This is a genomic window from Chelativorans salis (genome assembly GCF_025336525.1).
GTDB classification, from domain to species: Bacteria; Pseudomonadota; Alphaproteobacteria; order Rhizobiales; family Rhizobiaceae; genus Chelativorans; species Chelativorans salis.
On record NZ_JAOCZP010000004.1, the window covers coordinates 428,968 to 445,385 of the forward strand.

Below are 16,418 nucleotides of genomic sequence, written 5' to 3' on the forward strand. Positions count from 1 at the left end.
AAGCCTGTGCTAGACGGCAAGCGGCTTTCGACCGGGGGACGGCGGCGCCCGTTCCCTCGGGTTGAGAAACTATCAACAAGGTCAGAGATTTAGCCCGAGTCTCGCACTCCAGCGTCAAATCTTGTGACCCCCAAGCTGCGGGAAGAGGCCATTTGGTGGCACAGTCTGGCTCGATGATCTCTGGGGTGGCGGGACGCTATGCGCTTTCGCTGTTCGAACTGGCGCAGGAATCGAAAGCGATCCCGCAGGTCGAAGAAGACCTCGGCCGTTTCGAGGTATTGCTCGAGGGAAGTGAAGACCTTCAGCGGCTGATTAAAAGCCCCGCCTTTTCCGCCGACGAACAGTTCAAGGCCCTCGACGCCGTTCTCACCAGGACGAAGATCGGCGGGCTAGTCGGGAATTTCCTGCGTGTCGTGGCCAAGAACCGGCGGCTGTTCGCCGTGCCGCAGATGATCCGCGGCTTCCGCAAGATTGCGGCCGAGGCGCGCGGCGAAGTGGCTGCCGAGGTGGCCTCGGCGCATGCGCTGAGCGCGGCGCAGGAGCGGGAGCTGAAGGCTGCGCTCAAGCAGGTGGCCGGCAAGGAAGTTACCGTAAAGGTTACAGTCGATCCCTCGCTGCTCGGCGGCCTCGTCGTGAAGCTCGGCTCGCGCCAGATCGATACATCGCTCAAAACGAAACTCAATTCGCTTAAGCTTGCACTGAAAGAGGTCGGCTGATGGATATCCGCGCGGCGGAAATTTCCGCAATTCTCAAGGACCAGATCAAGAATTTCGGCAAGGAGGCCGAGGTTTCCGAGGTCGGCCAGGTGCTCTCCGTCGGTGACGGCATCGCCCGCGTCTACGGTCTGGACAACTGCCAGGCCGGTGAGATGGTGGAGTTCCCCGGCGGCATCCGCGGCATGGCGCTGAACCTCGAGGTCGACAATGTCGGCGTCGTTATCTTCGGCTCCGATCGCGATATCAAAGAAGGCGACACGGTGAAGCGCACCGGCGCCATCGTGGACGTGCCGGTGGGCCCGGGCCTTCTCGGCCGCGTGGTCGACCCGCTCGGCAACCCGATCGACGGCAAGGGCCCGATCAAAGCCGCCGAACGCCGCCGCGTCGACGTGAAGGCGCCCGGCATCATCCCGCGCAAGTCCGTGCACGAGCCGATGTCGACGGGCCTGAAGGCAATCGACGCGCTGATCCCGGTCGGCCGCGGCCAGCGCGAGCTCATCATCGGTGACCGCCAGACCGGCAAGACCGCCATCATCCTCGACACCTTCCTCAACCAGAAGCCGCTCAACGAGGGCGACGACGAGAGCCAGAAGCTCTACTGCGTCTATGTCGCCGTCGGCCAGAAGCGCTCCACCGTCGCGCAGTTCGTGAAGGTGCTCGAAGAGCGCGGTGCGCTGGAATACTCCATCATCGTTGCCGCCACGGCTTCCGACCCGGCGCCGATGCAGTTCCTGGCGCCGTTCGCCGGCTGCGCCATGGGTGAATATTTCCGCGACAACGGCAAGCATGCCGTGATCGGCTATGACGACCTGTCGAAGCAGGCCGTCGCCTACCGCCAGATGTCGCTGCTTCTGCGCCGCCCGCCGGGCCGCGAGGCTTATCCGGGCGACGTGTTCTATCTGCACTCGCGGCTTCTCGAGCGCGCGGCGAAGATGAATGAGGACAACGGTGCGGGCTCGCTGACCGCGCTTCCGATCATCGAGACGCAGGCCAACGACGTGTCGGCCTATATCCCGACCAACGTGATCTCGATCACCGACGGCCAGATCTTCCTGGAGACGAACCTGTTCTTCCAGGGCATTCGCCCGGCCGTGAACGTCGGCCTGTCGGTGTCCCGCGTGGGTTCGGCCGCCCAGATCAAGGCGATGAAGCAGGTGGCGGGTTCCATCAAAGGCGAGTTGGCGCAGTACCGCGAGATGGCGGCCTTCGCCCAGTTCGGCTCCGACCTCGACGCGGCCACGCAGCGCATGCTCAACCGCGGCGCGCGCCTGACGGAGCTCTTGAAGCAGCCGCAGTTCTCGCCGCTCAAGACCGAAGAGCAGGTGGTGGTGATCTTCTCCGGCGTGCAGGGCTATCTCGATAAGCTGGCGCTCGGCGACGTGACGCGCTTCGAGCAGGCCCTGCTTGCGCATATGCGTTCCGAGGGCAAGGACATCCTCGACGCGATCCGCACGGAGAAGGCGCTTTCGGACGAGCTGCGCGACAAGCTCAAGGCCGAGATCGACACCTTCGCCAAGAACTTCGCCTGAGGCTCAAGCGCCAATGCCCTCCCTTAAGGACCTTCGCAACCGGATCGCCTCCGTCAAGGCGACGCAGAAGATCACCAAGGCGATGCAGATGGTCGCCGCGGCAAAGCTGCGTCGTGCCCAGGAGGCGGCCGAGGCCGCACGCCCCTATGCCGAGCGCATGGGCACAGTGCTGGCCAACGTGACGAGTACCGTCTCGGGCACGGATGCACCGCCGCTGATGGCCGGCACCGGCAAGGACGACACGCATCTGCTGGTGGTGGCGACCGCAGAGCGCGGCCTTTGCGGCGGGTTCAACAGCCAGATCGCCAAGCTGGCGCGCGAGCATGCACGCGAGCTGATCGCCAACGGCAAGCAGGTGAAGATCCTCACCGTCGGCAAGAAGGGCTTCGATATCCTGCGCCGTGACTTCAGCGATCTCATCATAGACCGCGTGGAGCTTCGCGAGGTCAAGCAGATCGGCTTCGCGAACGCGGATGCCATCGCCAAGAAGGTGATCGGGCTGTTCGACGAGGGCCAGTTCGACGTCTGCACGCTGTTTTATTCCGAGTTCAAGTCAGTCATCAGCCAGGTGCCGACGGCGCAGCAGATTATCCCCGCCGCCGTTTCGGAGGCCGAGGAAGAGGCGGAGGACGTTGCCGGCGGCGCGGCCTACGACTATGAGCCGGAAGCGGCGGCGATCCTGGCCGACCTCATCCCGCGCAACATTGCCGTGCAGGTGTTCCGGGCGCTGCTCGAGAATGCAGCCGGCGAGATGGGCGCCAAGATGACGGCGATGGACAATGCGACGCGCAACGCGGGCGAGATGATCGACAAGCTGTCGATTACCTACAACCGCCAGCGCCAGGCGCAGATCACCAAGGAACTGATCGAAATCATTTCGGGCGCCGAAGCGCTCTAGCGGATCGAAGAGGTAGAACCCAATGGCGAAAGCAGCGACCCCGAAGCGGGCATCGGCAGGTACGGCCATGACCACAGACGAGGCCAAGCCGGCGGCTAAGACCGCCAGGAAGGCCCCCGCCAAGACTGCCACGGCGAAGGCAAAGGCACCGGCGAAGACCGCCGCGACAAAGACGCCTGCCGCTCGCGCCAAGGCTTCCGGCCCGGCCGGCATCGTCCGCCAGGTTATCGGCGCCGTGGTCGACGTGCAGTTCGAGGGTCACCTGCCGGCGATCCTGAACGCGCTGGAGACCGACAACCATGGTAACCGCCTGGTGCTGGAAGTGGCCCAGCACCTGGGCGAGAGCACCGTGCGGTGCATCGCCATGGACGGCACGGAAGGGCTCGTGCGCGGCCAGAAGGTGTTCGATACCGGCGATGCGATCTCGGTTCCCGTCGGGCCGCAGATGCTCGGCCGCATCATCAACGTGATCGGCGAGCCGACCGACGAGGCCGGCCCAATCGAGGCGACGGAGATGCGCGGCATCCACCGGCCGGCGCCGACCTATGTCGAGCAGTCGACGGAAGCAGAGATCTTGGTCACCGGCATCAAGGTGCTTGACCTTCTGGCGCCGTACGCCAAGGGCGGCAAGATCGGCCTGTTCGGTGGCGCGGGCGTCGGCAAGACGGTGCTCATCCAGGAGCTGATCAACAACGTCGCGAAGGCTCACGGCGGCTACTCGGTGTTTGCCGGCGTCGGCGAGCGCACGCGCGAGGGCAATGACCTCTATCACGAGTTCATCGATTCGGGCGTCAACAAGGCCGGCGGCGGCGAAGGCTCCAAGGCCGCGCTCGTCTACGGTCAGATGAACGAGCCGCCCGGTGCCCGCGCTCGCGTCGGCCTGACGGGCCTGACGGTGGCGGAGTACTTCCGCGACCAGGGCCAGGATGTGCTTTTCTTCGTCGACAACATCTTCCGCTTCACCCAGGCGGGCTCCGAGGTGTCGGCGCTTCTCGGCCGCATTCCCTCGGCCGTGGGCTATCAGCCGACGCTGGCGACCGACATGGGCACCCTGCAGGAGCGCATCACGACGACGACCACCGGCTCGATCACCTCGGTGCAGGCGATCTACGTGCCCGCCGACGACCTGACCGACCCGGCGCCCGCCACCTCCTTCGCCCACCTGGACGCCACGACGGTGCTTAACCGCGCGATTTCCGAGAAGGGCATCTACCCGGCGGTGGATCCGCTCGACTCCACGTCGCGCATGCTCGACCCGATGATCGTCGGCGAGGAGCATTACGAGGTGGCCCGTGACGTGCAGCAGACGCTGCAGCGTTACAAGTCGCTCCAGGACATTATCGCTATCCTGGGCATGGACGAGCTTTCCGAAGAGGACAAGCTGACGGTGGCCCGCGCCCGTAAGATCGAGCGCTTCCTGTCGCAGCCCTTCTTCGTGGCCGAGGTCTTCACCGGCACGCCGGGCAAGCTCGTGGACCTCGCCGACACCATCAAGGGCTTCAAGGGCCTAGTCGCCGGCGAGTACGACCATCTGCCGGAGGCGGCGTTCTACATGGTCGGCACGATCGAGGACGCGATCGAGAAGGCCGAGCGGCTGGCTGCCGAGGCGGCCTAATCCTCAGGCTGAACATTGAATAACGGCCGTAGGCGGAACTCGCCTCGGCCGAATCCCATTCGGTAGGACGTCATGGCCCAAGCTTTCAAGTTCGAACTGGTCTCGCCCGAGCGGCTGCTTGTTTCCGAGGAGGTCGACCATGTCGTCATTCCCGGTACGGAAGGCGAGATGACCGTAATGGCCAACCACGCCCCGATCATGACCAACATCAAGCCGGGCGTGATCACCGTTGCGCGCGAGGGCAAGGAAGATCGCTACGTCGTCTTCGGCGGCTTTGCGGACATTCTGCCCGAAGGCTGCACACTGCTGGCGGAGTCGGCGGTGCATGTCGACGACATCGACCGCGAGGATCTCGCGCGCCGCATCCAGGAAGCGCGAGAGGACCTCGAGGACGCCAAGGACGACGAGGCGCGGACCAAGGCAGAGGAGTTCCTCGACCAGCTCACCACGCTGGAAGGTGCCATATTGCCGGCGTGAGGCCGATTGCAAGGGAATTGAAGAGGCCGGCCCCTGCGCCGGCCCTTTTCTTTTTCGGCTGTTTCTCCCGACGACGAAACAAAATGCCCTAGATGCCGGTTGTGCAGAGAGCTGCACTGCACCTGGATCTAGAGGGCAGCGACATCAAGCAAGGAGAGACGATATGCGAGTGACGGCCACGGCCATACTGGCAGCGCTACTGCCGCTTTCTCATGCTGTTGCACAGGAGGGTGGGGCGAGCCTTTCAGCCAACATGATCAATGCGGATGAACAAGAGGTCGGCACGGTGACATTCAACGAAACAGCCTCGGGAATGGTGCACATCGTTGTGGAGATGACGGACCTGCCTCCTGGCCCGCATGGCTTCCACGTCCATGAAACAGGCGCGTGCGATGCCGGGGGTGGCTTCGAATCAGCGGGCGGCCACTACGCCGGCGATATGGAGCACGGCGTCCTCAGCGAAGGAGGTCCGCATCCGGGTGACCTGCCCAATGTGCATGCCGGACAGGACGGCGTCTTGAGGGTGGAGTTCTTCACCGACCGGGTGTCGGTAAGCGAAGACGGCGAAAATCCGCTACAGGATGATGACGGTTCGGCAGTCGTGGTGCACGCTAATCCTGACGATTATAGCAGCCAGCCTTCCGGCGAGGCGGGGGAACGGATTGCTTGTGGGGTGATCGAGTAGTCTCAGCACCCCTCTGAGGTAGTCGACGCCAAAAAAGCCGCCGGTGTCCCGGCGGCTTTTTGGCTCAATATGACCGGTGATCAGGCGGCGAGATCACGCAGCACGTAGTGCAGGATACCGCCGTTCTTGAAGTACTCCAGCTCGTCCACCGTATCGATGCGGCACAGCACCGGGATGTCTTTCACCGTGCCGTCGGCATAGGTGATCTTGGCGGTGAGCGTGACGCGGGGCTTGATGTTGTCCAGGCCCTCGATGGTGACGGTCTCGTCGCCCTTCAGCCCCAGTTCCTGCCAACTCGTCTCCTCAGCGAAGACGAACGGGATGACGCCCATGCCGACGAGGTTCGAGCGGTGGATGCGCTCAAAGGACTGGGCGATGACGGCGCGCACGCCGAGCAGGTTGGTGCCCTTGGCCGCCCAGTCGCGCGAGGAGCCGTTGCCGTATTCCACGCCGGCGAAGATGACAAGCGGCACGCCTTCCTGCTTGTAGCGCATGGCCGCGTCGTAGATCGACATCTCCTCCTTGGAGGGGTAGTGGATCGTGTAGCCGCCTTCGGTGCCGTTCTCGCCCAGCATGTGGTTGCGGATGCGGATGTTGGCGAAGGTGCCGCGCATCATCACCTCATGATTGCCGCGGCGCGTGCCGTACTGGTTGAAGTCGGCAACACCGACGCCGTGGTCCATCAGGTACTTGCCGGCGGGCGACTGCGCCTTGATGGCGCCGGCGGGCGAGATGTGGTCCGTGGTGATCTTGTCGCCGAACAACCCCAGGACACGCGCGCCCTTGATGTCGCCGCCCGGCTTCGGCAGCGGCGCCATGCCTTCGAAATAGGGCGGGTTTTGGACGTAGGTCGACTCCGAGTCCCACGCATAGGTCTGGCCCGACGGCGCCTTCACCTCGCGCCACAGCTCATCGCCCTTGAAGACGTCGGCGTATTTGGAGGCGAAGAGCTCGCGGGTGACGTGCTTGGTGATGAAGTCGTTCACCTCCTGGCTGGTGGGCCAGACGTCCTTCAGATAGACCGGCTCGCCGTCCTTGTCCTCGCCGATGGGCTCCGTGGTCAGATCCTTGGTCACCGAGCCGGCAAGCGCGTAGGCGACGACCAGCGGCGGCGAGGCGAGGTAGTTCGCCTGCACATCGGGCGAGACGCGGCCCTCGAAGTTGCGGTTGCCGGAGAGCACCGAAGCGACAATCAGGCCCTTGTCGTTGATCACCTTGGAGATGGGCTCCAGAAGCGGCCCGGAGTTGCCGATGCAGGTGGTGCAGCCGAAGCCAACGAGGTTGAAACCGAGGTGGTCCAGTTCCTTCTGCAGGCCGGACTTCTCCAGATATTCAGCCACTACCTGGCTGCCCGGCGCCAGCGAGGTCTTCACCCACGGCTTCTGCTTGAGGCCCAGCCGGTTGGCGTTGCGCGCCAGGAGGCCGGCGGCGATCAGCACGCTCGGGTTCGAGGTGTTGGTGCACGAGGTGATGGCGGCGATCGCCACGTCACCGTGGCCGATTTCGTAGTCGGCACCTTCGACGGGATAGCGCTTCGTGGTGTCGACGGACTTCTTGTATTCCTTCGCCAGCGCCTCCTCGAAGCCGGAGGCGATGCTGCCCAGCGGGATGCGACCCTCGGGACGCTTCGGACCTGCCATGGAGGGGACGACGTCGCCGAGGTCGAGGTGCAGCGTATCGGTGAAGACGGGCTCCGGGGCGTCCGCGTCGCGCCACATGCCCTGCGCCTTGGAATAAGCTTCCACGAGGGCGATGCGGTCCTCATCTCGGCCGGAGGTTCTGAGATATTTGAGCGTCTCCTCGTCGGCAGGGAAAAAGCCGCAGGTGGCGCCATACTCCGGCGACATGTTGCCGATAGTGGCGCGGTCGGCCAGCGTCATGTTGTTGAGGCCGGGGCCGAAGAACTCGACGAATTTACCGACGACACCCTTCTGGCGCAGCATCTGCGTGACGGTGAGCACCAGATCAGTGGCCGTCACGCCCTCGGCGAGCTTTCCGGTGAGCTTGAAGCCGATGACCTCGGGAAGCAGCATTGAGACCGGTTGGCCGAGCATGGCCGCTTCCGCCTCAATGCCGCCGACGCCCCAGCCGAGCACGCCGAGACCATTGATCATGGTGGTGTGCGAATCGGTGCCCACACAGGTGTCGGGATAGGCGACCGTCTCGCCGTCCTCTTCCTTCGTCCACACCACCTGGCCGAGATATTCCAGGTTCACCTGATGGCAGATGCCGGTGCCGGGCGGCACGACGCGGAAATTCTTGAAGGCCTGCTGGCCCCATTTCAGGAAGCGATAGCGCTCGCCGTTGCGCTTGTATTCCAGTTCCACATTGCGCTTGAAAGCCTTTGGCGAGCCGAATTCGTCGACGATGACCGAATGGTCGATGACGAGGTCGACCGGCACCAGCGGGTTGATCTTCTCCGGATCGCCGCCGAGGGCGGCCATGGCGTCGCGCATGGCGGCAAGGTCGACCACCGCCGGGACGCCCGTGAAGTCCTGCATCAGGACACGGGCCGGGGAATAAGCGATCTCGACGCCGGCCGTTCCCTTGTCCTCGAGCCAGCCTGCCACGGCCTGGATGCTCTCCTTGGTGACCGAGCGTCCGTCCTCACGGCGCAACAGGTTCTCCAGAAGCACTTTCATTGAGAAGGGAAGCCGGGAGACGCCGGAAAGGCCATTCTTCTCCGCCTCCTTGAGGTCGAAATAAATATATTCCTTATCGCCAACCTTGAGGCTGCGGCGGCATTTGTAACTGTCGAGAGAAGAATTTGACACGAGCGATCCTATCCTAGTCTGTTCATCCGAAACGGGAACGGACTCCTGAGGCGACAGGCGCGTAGGTGCGGGTGCGATCATTTCCGCCGTCCGCTCCCCTGCGTCCCGGCCGGTAAAGGCGGCGCGCGCGCGGGTATCGGCACAAAGTGACACGCCGACCGCTGGCGTGGTTGTCCGGGATATAGAGAATTTCGTAGAAGAGTTCCATACCGAGTTTCGTGAAACTTCCTCATTGTCGATTTTCTAGGGAAACCTATTGCCGGACGGACAGAAAACCATGCGGCTTGCCGCCGAGGCGCTGAGCGGCGAGCGCGGCGGGGAAGTCATTTTCTCTGGCACCTCGTTTGCGGTTGCCTGCGGTGAGGCGCTGCTGGTGACAGGACCAAACGGAGCCGGCAAAACAACCCTGCTGCGCATCCTTGCGGGGCTTCTGCGGCCGGCGGCGGGACGGCTGGCGCTCGACGGGGGTGGGGAGGAGTGGCCGGATGTCGGGCCAGCCTGCCACTATCTTGGACACTTCAACGCGATGAAGACCGCGCTGACAGTGGAGGAAAACCTGGTTTTCTGGCAGCGTTTCCTCGGGCAGGCGCGGATGACGGTATCGGAGGCGCTGGAGGCGGTGGGGCTGGAGGATATCGAGCATCTGCCGTTCGGCTATCTCTCCACGGGGCAGCGGCGGCGGGCCGCGATCGCGCGGCTGCTGATCTCGTATCGGCCGGTGTGGCTGCTGGACGAGCCGACGGCGGGTCTCGACCGGGCGTCGGAGGGGCGGTTCGGCCAGTTGATGCGGGGGCATCTCCGGGAGGGAGGCATGATCGTGGCGGCGACGCACCTGCCGCTGGGGCTCGAAGGGGCGGGGGAGTTGAGGATGGGGGAAGAGGCGACATGAGGGAGCTCGACGCCCCTCTTGGAAGCGGCGCCTGATGTTCGCGCTTTATCTCCGCGAAGTCAGGCTCGGCGTGCGCGCCGGCGGCGGTGCGCTCACGGGGGTGCTCTTCTTCCTTGCCGTCGTCGCCGTCATTCCCTTCGGCGTCGGGCCCGACCTCGATCTGCTCGCCCGCATCGGCCCCGCTGTACTGTGGATCGGTGCGTTGCTGGCGAGCCTTCTGGGGTTGGAGCGGCTGTTTCAGGCCGACCGGGAGGATGGCTCGCTCGACATGCTCCTGATCGCCGACGGGCGGCACATGCTGGCGCTGAGCGTGTTCGTCAAATGCCTGGCGCACTGGACGGCGAACGTGCTGCCGCTGGTGGCGGTGGCGCCGCTGCTTGGCCTTTTCATGAACGTGCCGCCCGTGGGCCTCGCCGCGGCGACGCTGACGCTTCTTATCGGCACGCCGGCCATCACCTTTATCGGCGCCGTAGGGGCCGCGCTGGTGGTGGCGCTGCCGCGCGGCGGGCTGCTCGTTTCGGTGCTGATCCTGCCGCTTTCGATCCCGGTCCTCATCTTCGGCGTGGCGGCAAGCCGGGGGGCGGTGGCCGAGCCCGATCCGTTTCTGCCGCCCTTCCTCATCCTGACCGCGTTGACCCTGTTCTTCGCCGTCATCGGTCCCGCGGCGGCGGCTCTCGCGCTGCGCAACGCCGATTGAGGGGCACGAAAAAGTGAGCCGCTCCGATCCGCTGCGGCAATGTGGATGAATTGCTAGGAGAGGGTGGGCGGTCTATTTACGGGAGGATGAGTGAAACGGCCAATCTGACGGCGCGGCTGACCGCGCTTGCCAACCCGACGCGCTTTCTGGCGCTTGCGGGCAACCTTGTGCCTTGGATTGGGGGAGCGTCGGCGCTGGTGCTCGCCGTCGGCCTCGGCATGGCCTTTGCCGCACCCGAGGACTACCAGCAGGGCATCACGGTGCGCATCATGTATATCCACGTGCCCTTCGCGTGGCTCGCTATGTTCTGCTACGCCGTAATGGCGGCCTCGGCGCTCGGCACGCTGGTGTGGCGGCATCCGCTGGCCGACGTCTCGCTCAAGGCGGCCGCGCCTATCGGCGCCGTCTTCACGGCGCTGGCGCTCGTCACCGGCTCCATCTGGGGCAAGCCCATGTGGGGCACTTGGTGGGTGTGGGACGCGCGGCTGACGTCGGTGCTCGTGCTCTTCCTCATGTATCTCGGCGTCATCGCGCTGACACGGGCGCTGGACGACCAGAGCCGGGCGGCGCGCGCCGCGGCAATCCTCACGCTGGTCGGCTTCATCAACATCCCGATCATCAAGTTCTCCGTCGACTGGTGGAACACGCTGCACCAGCCGGCCTCCGTGTTCCGGCTCGACGGGCCGACGATCCACCCGAGCTTCTTGTGGCCGCTCCTGATCTCGGCGGCGGGCTTCACGCTTCTGTTCCTGACACTGCATCTCATGGCGATGCGCGCCGAAATCTGGCGGCGCAGGGTGAGCGCCATGCGGCGCATGTCGGCGCGGGCGGCGGAAGGAAAGCTCGCGGAGGGGCAGGCGTCATGACACATCTTGCCTATGTCGTGGCGGCTTACGCCATCTCGGCCCTTGCGATCGGTGGGCTGGCGGTGTGGATCCTGCTCGATCAGAGGGCGCAGAAGCAGGCGCTCAAAGAACTGGAAGAGCGCGGCGTTCGCCGGCGCTCGGCCAGGACGGAGGCAGCCCGATGACGACGGACCAGGAACGGGCGCAGAAGCCACGCCGGCTCATCCTTTTCTTGCTTCTCCTGCCGCTTGTGGTTTTTCTGGCGCTGTCAGCGGTATTCCTGATGCAACTCTTCTCCGGTCGCGACACGTCCGTCGTGCCTTCCGCGCTCATCGGCCAGCCGGCACCGCGGACGGAGCTGCCGCCACTCGAGGGCATGGACCTGCCGGGCCTTTCACCGGGCGATTTCCAAGGCAATGTCACGCTGGTGAACGTGTGGGGCTCCTGGTGTCTACCGTGCCGCGACGAACATCCGTTCCTGATGCAACTGGGCGAGGACGAGCGCATTCGGCTTGTCGGCCTCAACTACAAGGACAGGCCGGAGAACGCCCGCCGCTTCCTCGGCGAGCTCGGCAATCCATTCGATGCCATCGGCGTCGACCAGAGCGGCCGGGCGGCGATCGAGTGGGGTGTCTACGGCGTGCCGGAAACATTCCTTGTCGGCCCCGACGGGACGATACGCTACAAGCATGTGGGCCCGTTCACGCCGCGCAGCCTCAAGAACGATCTGATGCCCGAGGTCGAGAAGGCGCTGGCCGAGATGGCGGGGTGACGGCCGCGCAGAAGCTTTAGTGGGGCGGGAGGGATCGTGGCGCTCAGCGGAAAGATCGAGGAGCACTTCCTGTTCCAGGCGGACGGCAGCGAAACGCTTGGCTCCCCCTTTACCGCGCGGCTGTGCCGTCTGCTGCCGGGCCTTCTGGATGAAGATACGGAGACGGGCCGCCGCGTCGCCGCCTGGCCGGGAAAGCCGCGCAACGATGCGCTGGCGCTGCGGCTCGCCGGTGCGCTGCATGCGCTTGTGCTTTCAGGCACCGATCCGGCGCTTGCCGCCGCCTATCCGCCCAACCGGGTAACGGACGAGGCGCTGCGCGAGGCGTTGGCGGCGGCAATCGCCCGGCACGACGCGCGGCTTGCGCAGGGGCTCGATTCGCCGCCGCAGACCAACGAGATTGCCCGGGCGGCGATGCTTCTGCCTGGCTTCCTCGCAATCGGCCGAGAGACGGGCATGCCGCTTGCTATCCGCGAGATCGGGTCGAGCGCCGGGCTCAACCTTCTCTTCGACCGCTTCCACTATCGCTATGGCGAGGCCTGCTGGGGCGACGAGGCTTCGCCTGTGAAGCTGACGGTGGAGACGCGCGGCAAGGCACCGCCGCTGGGCGGCTTTCTCGATATTGCTTCGCGAAAGGGCAGCGACGTGGCGCCCATCGATGTTACGAATGTGGAGGAGAGACTACGGCTGAAATCCTATGTCTGGCCGGACCAGACGGCGCGGCTCGAGCGGCTGGAAGCAGCACTTGCGCTGGCGGGGGAGACGCCTTTCAGCCTCAAGAAGGCCGATGCCGCCGATTTCATCGCCGCGGAGCTTGCCGCAAAAGACGCCGCCGCCGTCTTCGTGCTGTTCCACTCAATCATGTGGCAATATCTGCCGTACGAGAAGCGCCGGCATATCGAGACGCTGCTCGACGAGGCGGGCAATGCGCCGGGCTCCGCCCCGCTCGCCTGGCTGAGGATGGAGCCGGTCTCCGGCGATACCGGCTTCGCCCGACTGCGGCTTACGCTATGGCCGGGAGGTGAGACGCGGGACCTCGCCCGCTGCGACTTTCACGGGCGCTGGATCGAGTGGCTGGGCGGGTAAGGCTTACGCCGCACCCGCCATCTTCTGCTTCTCGAAGCGCTTGCGCTCGTGGGGGTCGAGGTAGAGTTTGCGTAGGCGGATGGACTTCGGCGTCACTTCCACCAGCTCGTCTTCCTGAATCCAGGAAAGCGCGCGCTCCAGCGTCATGCGGATGGGCGGGGTGAGCTTCACGGCCTCGTCCTTGCCGGCGGCGCGGACGTTGGAGAGTTTCTTGCCCTTCAGGACATTCACTTCCAGATCGTTGTCTCTCGAGTGGATGCCGATGATCATGCCCTGATAGACCTTGACGCCCGGGTCGATGACCATCGGGCCACGGTCTTCCAGATTCCACAGCGCGAAAGCCACAGCCTCGCCCGAATCGTTCGAAATCAGCACGCCGTTGACGCGGCCGCCGATCTCGCCCTTGTAGGGCTGGTACTCGTGGAACAGGCGGTTCATGACCGCCGTGCCGCGGGTGTCGGTCAGAAGCTCCGACTGATAGCCGATGAGGCCGCGGGTGGGAGCGTGGAAGACGAGGCGCTGGCGGTTGCCGCCCGAGGGGCGAAGCTCCACCATCTCGGCCTTGCGCTCCGACATCTTCTGCACGACGATACCGGCATGCTCCTCGTCGACGTCGACGACGACTTCCTCGATGGGCTCCAGAAGCTGGCCGCTGTCGTCCTTCTGCATGACAACGCGCGGGCGCGAGACGGCAAGCTCGAAACCCTCGCGGCGCATGGTCTCGATGAGGACGGCAAGTTGCAACTCGCCGCGGCCGGAGACGAAGAAGGAGTCCTTGTCGGCCGACTCCTCGATTTTTAGCGCCACATTGCCTTCCGCCTCCTTCAGGAGACGGTCGCGGATGACGCGGCTCGTCACCTTGTCGCCCTCGGTGCCGGCGAGCGGCGAATCGTTGACGAGGAAGCTCATCGTCACCGTCGGCGGGTCGATGGGCTGGGCCTCCATGGCTTTGCTGACCGAGGGGTCGCAGAAGGTATCGGCCACCGTACCCTTCGACAGGCCGGCAATGGCAACGATGTCACCCGCCTGAGCCTCGTCGATGGGCTGGCGCTCGAGGCCGCGGAAAGCGAGGATTTTGGAGATGCGGCCCTGCTCGAGCACGCTGCCGTCGTGCGAGAGTACCTTGACCGCCTGGTTCGGCTTCACGGTGCCCGAAGCGATGCGACCGGTGATGATGCGGCCGAGGAAGGGATTGGCCTCGAGGATGGTGCCGATCATGCGGAACGGTCCTTCGGCGACGGAGGGTTCCGGCACGTGCTTCAGCACCAGGTCGAAGAGCGGCGCCAGGCCACCGTCCTGCGGACCGGCGGGGTCGTCGCTCATCCAGCCATCGCGGCCGGAACCGTAGAGGATCGGGAAATCGAGCTGCTCGTCGGTGGCGTCGAGGGCGGCGAAGAGATCGAAGACCTCGTTGATCACCTCGTCGGCACGCGCGTCCGGCCGGTCGATCTTGTTGACGGCGACGATGGGTTTTAGGCCCACCTTCAGCGCCTTGCCGACGACGAACTTGGTCTGCGGCATCGGCCCTTCGGCCGCGTCCACCAGAAGCACCGCGCCATCCACCATGTTGAGGATACGCTCCACCTCGCCGCCGAAGTCCGCGTGGCCTGGCGTGTCGACGATGTTGATGCGCACGTCCTTCCAGACCACCGAGGTAGCCTTGGCGAGGATGGTGATGCCGCGCTCCTTCTCCAGGTCGGTGGAGTCCATGGCGCGCTCATCAACACGCTGGTTGTCGCGCACGGAGCCCGACTGCTTCAGGAGCGCGTCGACAAGGGTGGTTTTCCCATGATCGACATGGGCGATGATCGCAATATTGCGGAGTTTCATTGGTTCTCTTCGGGGTCGCCGGGCGACATTTCACGCACGCCCACATCTTCGTTGGCCGCGCTCATACAGGTTTTTTCGCAATTGCGAAAGGGCGGTGCCGACAGGGGCGCCGCCCGACGACCGCCGGCAGAGCAGTTTCTTCCAGCGCCGCTCCATCTCGCGGGTTTCCTCCTCCTGGCGCCGCTCGCGCGCGGCAACGTCCGCGGGCGTGATGCCAAATCGGGGATATCCCCCGTTGTCTTGGAGCATTCCAGTGTCGTAGGTGACGTCGTTGCCGTCCTCATACATGCCCGCGCCGCCGCCGCCGTGGCTGAAATCCTTCACGCGATCGCCCGTCTCGCTGTCGGAAGCGCATCCGGAAAGCACAAGGTATGCAAAAGATAACATAAAAGACAGTATACGTTTCATAACTGAACAATATTTCTTGAAATATTTAACTATCAGTAAGAAGGTGTACTTTACCGTGAAAATAGGAAAATTCAAGAGTTCGTCAGATGTAATTCCAGAGACCCCGGTATTCAAGCTGCTGCGGCATAATCGGAGCATCGACATGTCGCTAAAGGTCCAGCGCAGAGGCGTTATGGGATGGGAGGGCTCGAAAGGCAAAGCCTTATCGCAGTTAATGCCTTCCATTGTCTTCTATTCCATCATCAAGAGTTCTATCGAGCGCGTTCAGCGGAAATTTTAGATAGCGGCACCCGTTGGCTTCGGGCCTCGGCAGCCGGCCACCATTCATGTTCACCTGCAGGGCGTGAAGGATGAGTCTCGGCATAGGCAGCGTCTTGTCGCGCGCTTCGCGAATGCGCACGAATTCCTCTTTCCTGCAGCATGTCGAAATGTGGGTGTTCTGTGCCCTCTGCTCGGCCACGGTGCTTTCCCAGCGCGGCTCGCGCCCACCGGGCTGATAGTCGTGGCCGGTGAAGAGGCGCGTTTCGTCCGGAAGCGAAAGGATTTCCTGGATCGAGAGCCAAAGCCCCTCGGCGCTGCCACCGGGAAAGTCGGCGCGCGCGGTGCCGCTGTCGGGCATGAAGAGCGTATCGTGCACGAAGGCGGCATCACCGATGACATAGGTGATGGAGGCGAGCGTGTGACCGGGGGAGAAGAGCACCCTCGCCGGGATTTCTCCCACAAGGAAGCTCTCTCCCTCGGCGAAAAGCTTGTCCCATTGCGAACCGTCGGTAGGGAAATCCGGCCAGTTGTAAATCTCTTTCCAGAGCTTCTGGACTTCGATCACCCTTGCGCCGATGGCTGTCGGTGCGCCGGTCTTTCGTCTCAGATAATCCGCCGCGGAGAAATGGTCGGCGTGGGGGTGAGTGTCGAGAATCCATTCGACGGTGAGGCCCCGCTTCTCGATGAAGGCCAGAATTTCATCGGCGCTGCGTGTGGCCGTGGCGCCGGATTTTTCGTCGAAGTTGAGCACCGGATCGATGATCGCGCACCTGCTCGTCGCGGGGTCGGCCGCGACATATTGCAGGGAAGAGGTGTACTTCTCGAAAAACGCTGTCACTTCGAGCTCCGAACACTCCTGCATCGCTATCTCCGTCACACCGCACCTTTTGGCAACGGCGTGTAGTTAGCGAGGAAATCGCCAAGATGCAATTTCCATAA

The 16,418-nt window shown here is 64.2% G+C and carries 16 protein-coding genes; 12 read left to right on the forward strand and 4 right to left on the reverse strand.

Going from position 1 to position 16,418, the window contains the following annotated elements; translation table 11 throughout:
• Window positions 1-155: 155 nt before the first annotated feature.
• The 6 genes from N5A92_RS15820 to N5A92_RS15845 all read left to right on the forward strand — a co-directional run bounded on the left by N5A92_RS15820 (window position 156) and on the right by N5A92_RS15845 (window position 5,920).
• Window positions 156-716, forward strand: coding sequence for a F0F1 ATP synthase subunit delta (locus N5A92_RS15820; protein WP_260904491.1), 561 nt, complete (start codon window positions 156-158; stop codon window positions 714-716).
• Window positions 716-2,245 (forward strand): F0F1 ATP synthase subunit alpha, encoded by a 1,530-nt coding sequence (atpA, locus tag N5A92_RS15825; RefSeq protein ID WP_260904493.1) that lies wholly within the window; start codon window positions 716-718, stop codon window positions 2,243-2,245. Before N5A92_RS15820 ends, atpA begins: the two co-directional genes overlap by 1 nt.
• 13 nt (window positions 2,246-2,258) lie before the next feature.
• Entirely contained in the window at window positions 2,259-3,143 is an 885-nt protein-coding gene (locus tag N5A92_RS15830) for a F0F1 ATP synthase subunit gamma (RefSeq protein WP_260904494.1), read from the forward strand.
• A gap of 22 nt (window positions 3,144-3,165) precedes the next feature.
• Window positions 3,166-4,758 (forward strand): F0F1 ATP synthase subunit beta, encoded by a 1,593-nt coding sequence (gene atpD / locus N5A92_RS15835; RefSeq protein WP_260904496.1) that lies wholly within the window; start codon window positions 3,166-3,168, stop codon window positions 4,756-4,758.
• Window positions 4,759-4,830: 72 nt separating this feature from the next.
• Window positions 4,831-5,235 (forward strand): F0F1 ATP synthase subunit epsilon, encoded by a 405-nt coding sequence (locus N5A92_RS15840; protein ID WP_260904498.1) that lies wholly within the window; start codon window positions 4,831-4,833, stop codon window positions 5,233-5,235.
• Between the two features lie 163 nt (window positions 5,236-5,398).
• The gene (locus N5A92_RS15845) at window positions 5,399-5,920 is read left to right on the forward strand and encodes a superoxide dismutase family protein (protein ID WP_260904500.1); all 522 of its coding nucleotides are present in this window, start codon (window positions 5,399-5,401) and stop codon (window positions 5,918-5,920) included.
• Window positions 5,921-6,000: 80 nt separating this feature from the next.
• Here N5A92_RS15845 and acnA read toward each other — a convergent pair whose 3' ends face one another.
• The gene (gene acnA / locus N5A92_RS15850) at window positions 6,001-8,694 is read right to left on the reverse strand and encodes an aconitate hydratase AcnA (RefSeq protein ID WP_260904503.1); all 2,694 of its coding nucleotides are present in this window, start codon (window positions 8,692-8,694) and stop codon (window positions 6,001-6,003) included.
• A 277-nt stretch (window positions 8,695-8,971) separates the two neighbouring features.
• On the opposite strand from acnA, the gene ccmA reads away from it, so the two are divergent.
• The 6 genes from ccmA to N5A92_RS15880 all read left to right on the forward strand — a co-directional run bounded on the left by ccmA (window position 8,972) and on the right by N5A92_RS15880 (window position 12,980).
• The gene (gene ccmA / locus N5A92_RS15855; protein ID WP_260904714.1) at window positions 8,972-9,583 is read left to right on the forward strand and encodes a heme ABC exporter ATP-binding protein CcmA; all 612 of its coding nucleotides are present in this window, start codon (window positions 8,972-8,974) and stop codon (window positions 9,581-9,583) included.
• Window positions 9,584-9,617: 34 nt separating this feature from the next.
• Entirely contained in the window at window positions 9,618-10,280 is a 663-nt protein-coding gene (ccmB, locus tag N5A92_RS15860; RefSeq protein ID WP_260904505.1) for a heme exporter protein CcmB, read from the forward strand.
• A gap of 86 nt (window positions 10,281-10,366) precedes the next feature.
• On the forward strand, window positions 10,367-11,146 hold the full coding sequence (locus N5A92_RS15865) for a heme ABC transporter permease (protein ID WP_260904506.1): 780 nt from the start codon (window positions 10,367-10,369) through the stop codon (window positions 11,144-11,146).
• Window positions 11,143-11,310, forward strand: coding sequence for a heme exporter protein CcmD (gene ccmD / locus N5A92_RS15870; protein WP_260904507.1), 168 nt, complete (start codon window positions 11,143-11,145; stop codon window positions 11,308-11,310). The genes N5A92_RS15865 and ccmD overlap by 4 nt, the downstream gene beginning before the upstream one ends.
• Window positions 11,307-11,897: a DsbE family thiol:disulfide interchange protein gene (locus N5A92_RS15875; protein ID WP_260904508.1), complete on the forward strand. Its 591-nt coding sequence runs from the start codon at window positions 11,307-11,309 to the stop codon at window positions 11,895-11,897. Before ccmD ends, N5A92_RS15875 begins: the two co-directional genes overlap by 4 nt.
• A gap of 36 nt (window positions 11,898-11,933) precedes the next feature.
• The gene (locus tag N5A92_RS15880; protein ID WP_260904509.1) at window positions 11,934-12,980 is read left to right on the forward strand and encodes a DUF2332 domain-containing protein; all 1,047 of its coding nucleotides are present in this window, start codon (window positions 11,934-11,936) and stop codon (window positions 12,978-12,980) included.
• Window positions 12,981-12,983: 3 nt separating this feature from the next.
• On the opposite strand, the gene typA is transcribed toward N5A92_RS15880, so the two are convergent.
• The 3 genes from typA to N5A92_RS15895 are packed head-to-tail and all read right to left on the reverse strand — an operon-like array spanning window position 12,984 to window position 16,341.
• Window positions 12,984-14,810, reverse strand: a complete 1,827-nt coding sequence (gene typA / locus N5A92_RS15885) for a translational GTPase TypA (protein WP_260904510.1) — start codon at window positions 14,808-14,810, stop codon at window positions 12,984-12,986.
• 30 nt (window positions 14,811-14,840) lie between these two features.
• Window positions 14,841-15,443: a hypothetical protein gene (locus N5A92_RS15890; protein ID WP_260904511.1), complete on the reverse strand. Its 603-nt coding sequence runs from the start codon at window positions 15,441-15,443 to the stop codon at window positions 14,841-14,843.
• Complete coding sequence (locus N5A92_RS15895) at window positions 15,430-16,341, reverse strand: MBL fold metallo-hydrolase (RefSeq protein WP_260904522.1); 912 nt, start codon at window positions 16,339-16,341, stop codon at window positions 15,430-15,432. Before N5A92_RS15895 ends, N5A92_RS15890 begins: the two co-directional genes overlap by 14 nt.
• Window positions 16,342-16,418: the final 77 nt, after the last annotated feature.

Coding starts and splice junctions, on each gene's coding strand:
- atpA (WP_260904493.1), top strand. CDS start 716: ATGGATATCCGCGCGGCGGAAATTTCCGCAATTCTCAAGGACCAGATC.
- N5A92_RS15830 (WP_260904494.1), top strand. CDS start 2,259: ATGCCCTCCCTTAAGGACCTTCGCAACCGGATCGCCTCCGTCAAGGCG.
- atpD (WP_260904496.1), top strand. CDS start 3,166: ATGGCGAAAGCAGCGACCCCGAAGCGGGCATCGGCAGGTACGGCCATG.
- N5A92_RS15840 (WP_260904498.1), top strand. CDS start 4,831: ATGGCCCAAGCTTTCAAGTTCGAACTGGTCTCGCCCGAGCGGCTGCTT.
- N5A92_RS15845 (WP_260904500.1), top strand. CDS start 5,399: ATGCGAGTGACGGCCACGGCCATACTGGCAGCGCTACTGCCGCTTTCT.
- ccmA (WP_260904714.1), top strand. CDS start 8,972: ATGCGGCTTGCCGCCGAGGCGCTGAGCGGCGAGCGCGGCGGGGAAGTC.
- ccmB (WP_260904505.1), top strand. CDS start 9,618: ATGTTCGCGCTTTATCTCCGCGAAGTCAGGCTCGGCGTGCGCGCCGGC.
- N5A92_RS15865 (WP_260904506.1), top strand. CDS start 10,367: ATGAGTGAAACGGCCAATCTGACGGCGCGGCTGACCGCGCTTGCCAAC.
- ccmD (WP_260904507.1), top strand. CDS start 11,143: ATGACACATCTTGCCTATGTCGTGGCGGCTTACGCCATCTCGGCCCTT.
- N5A92_RS15875 (WP_260904508.1), top strand. CDS start 11,307: ATGACGACGGACCAGGAACGGGCGCAGAAGCCACGCCGGCTCATCCTT.
- typA (WP_260904510.1), bottom strand. CDS start 14,810: ATGAAACTCCGCAATATTGCGATCATCGCCCATGTCGATCATGGGAAA.
- N5A92_RS15890 (WP_260904511.1), bottom strand. CDS start 15,443: ATGGAAGGCATTAACTGCGATAAGGCTTTGCCTTTCGAGCCCTCCCAT.
- N5A92_RS15895 (WP_260904522.1), bottom strand. CDS start 16,341: ATGCAGGAGTGTTCGGAGCTCGAAGTGACAGCGTTTTTCGAGAAGTAC.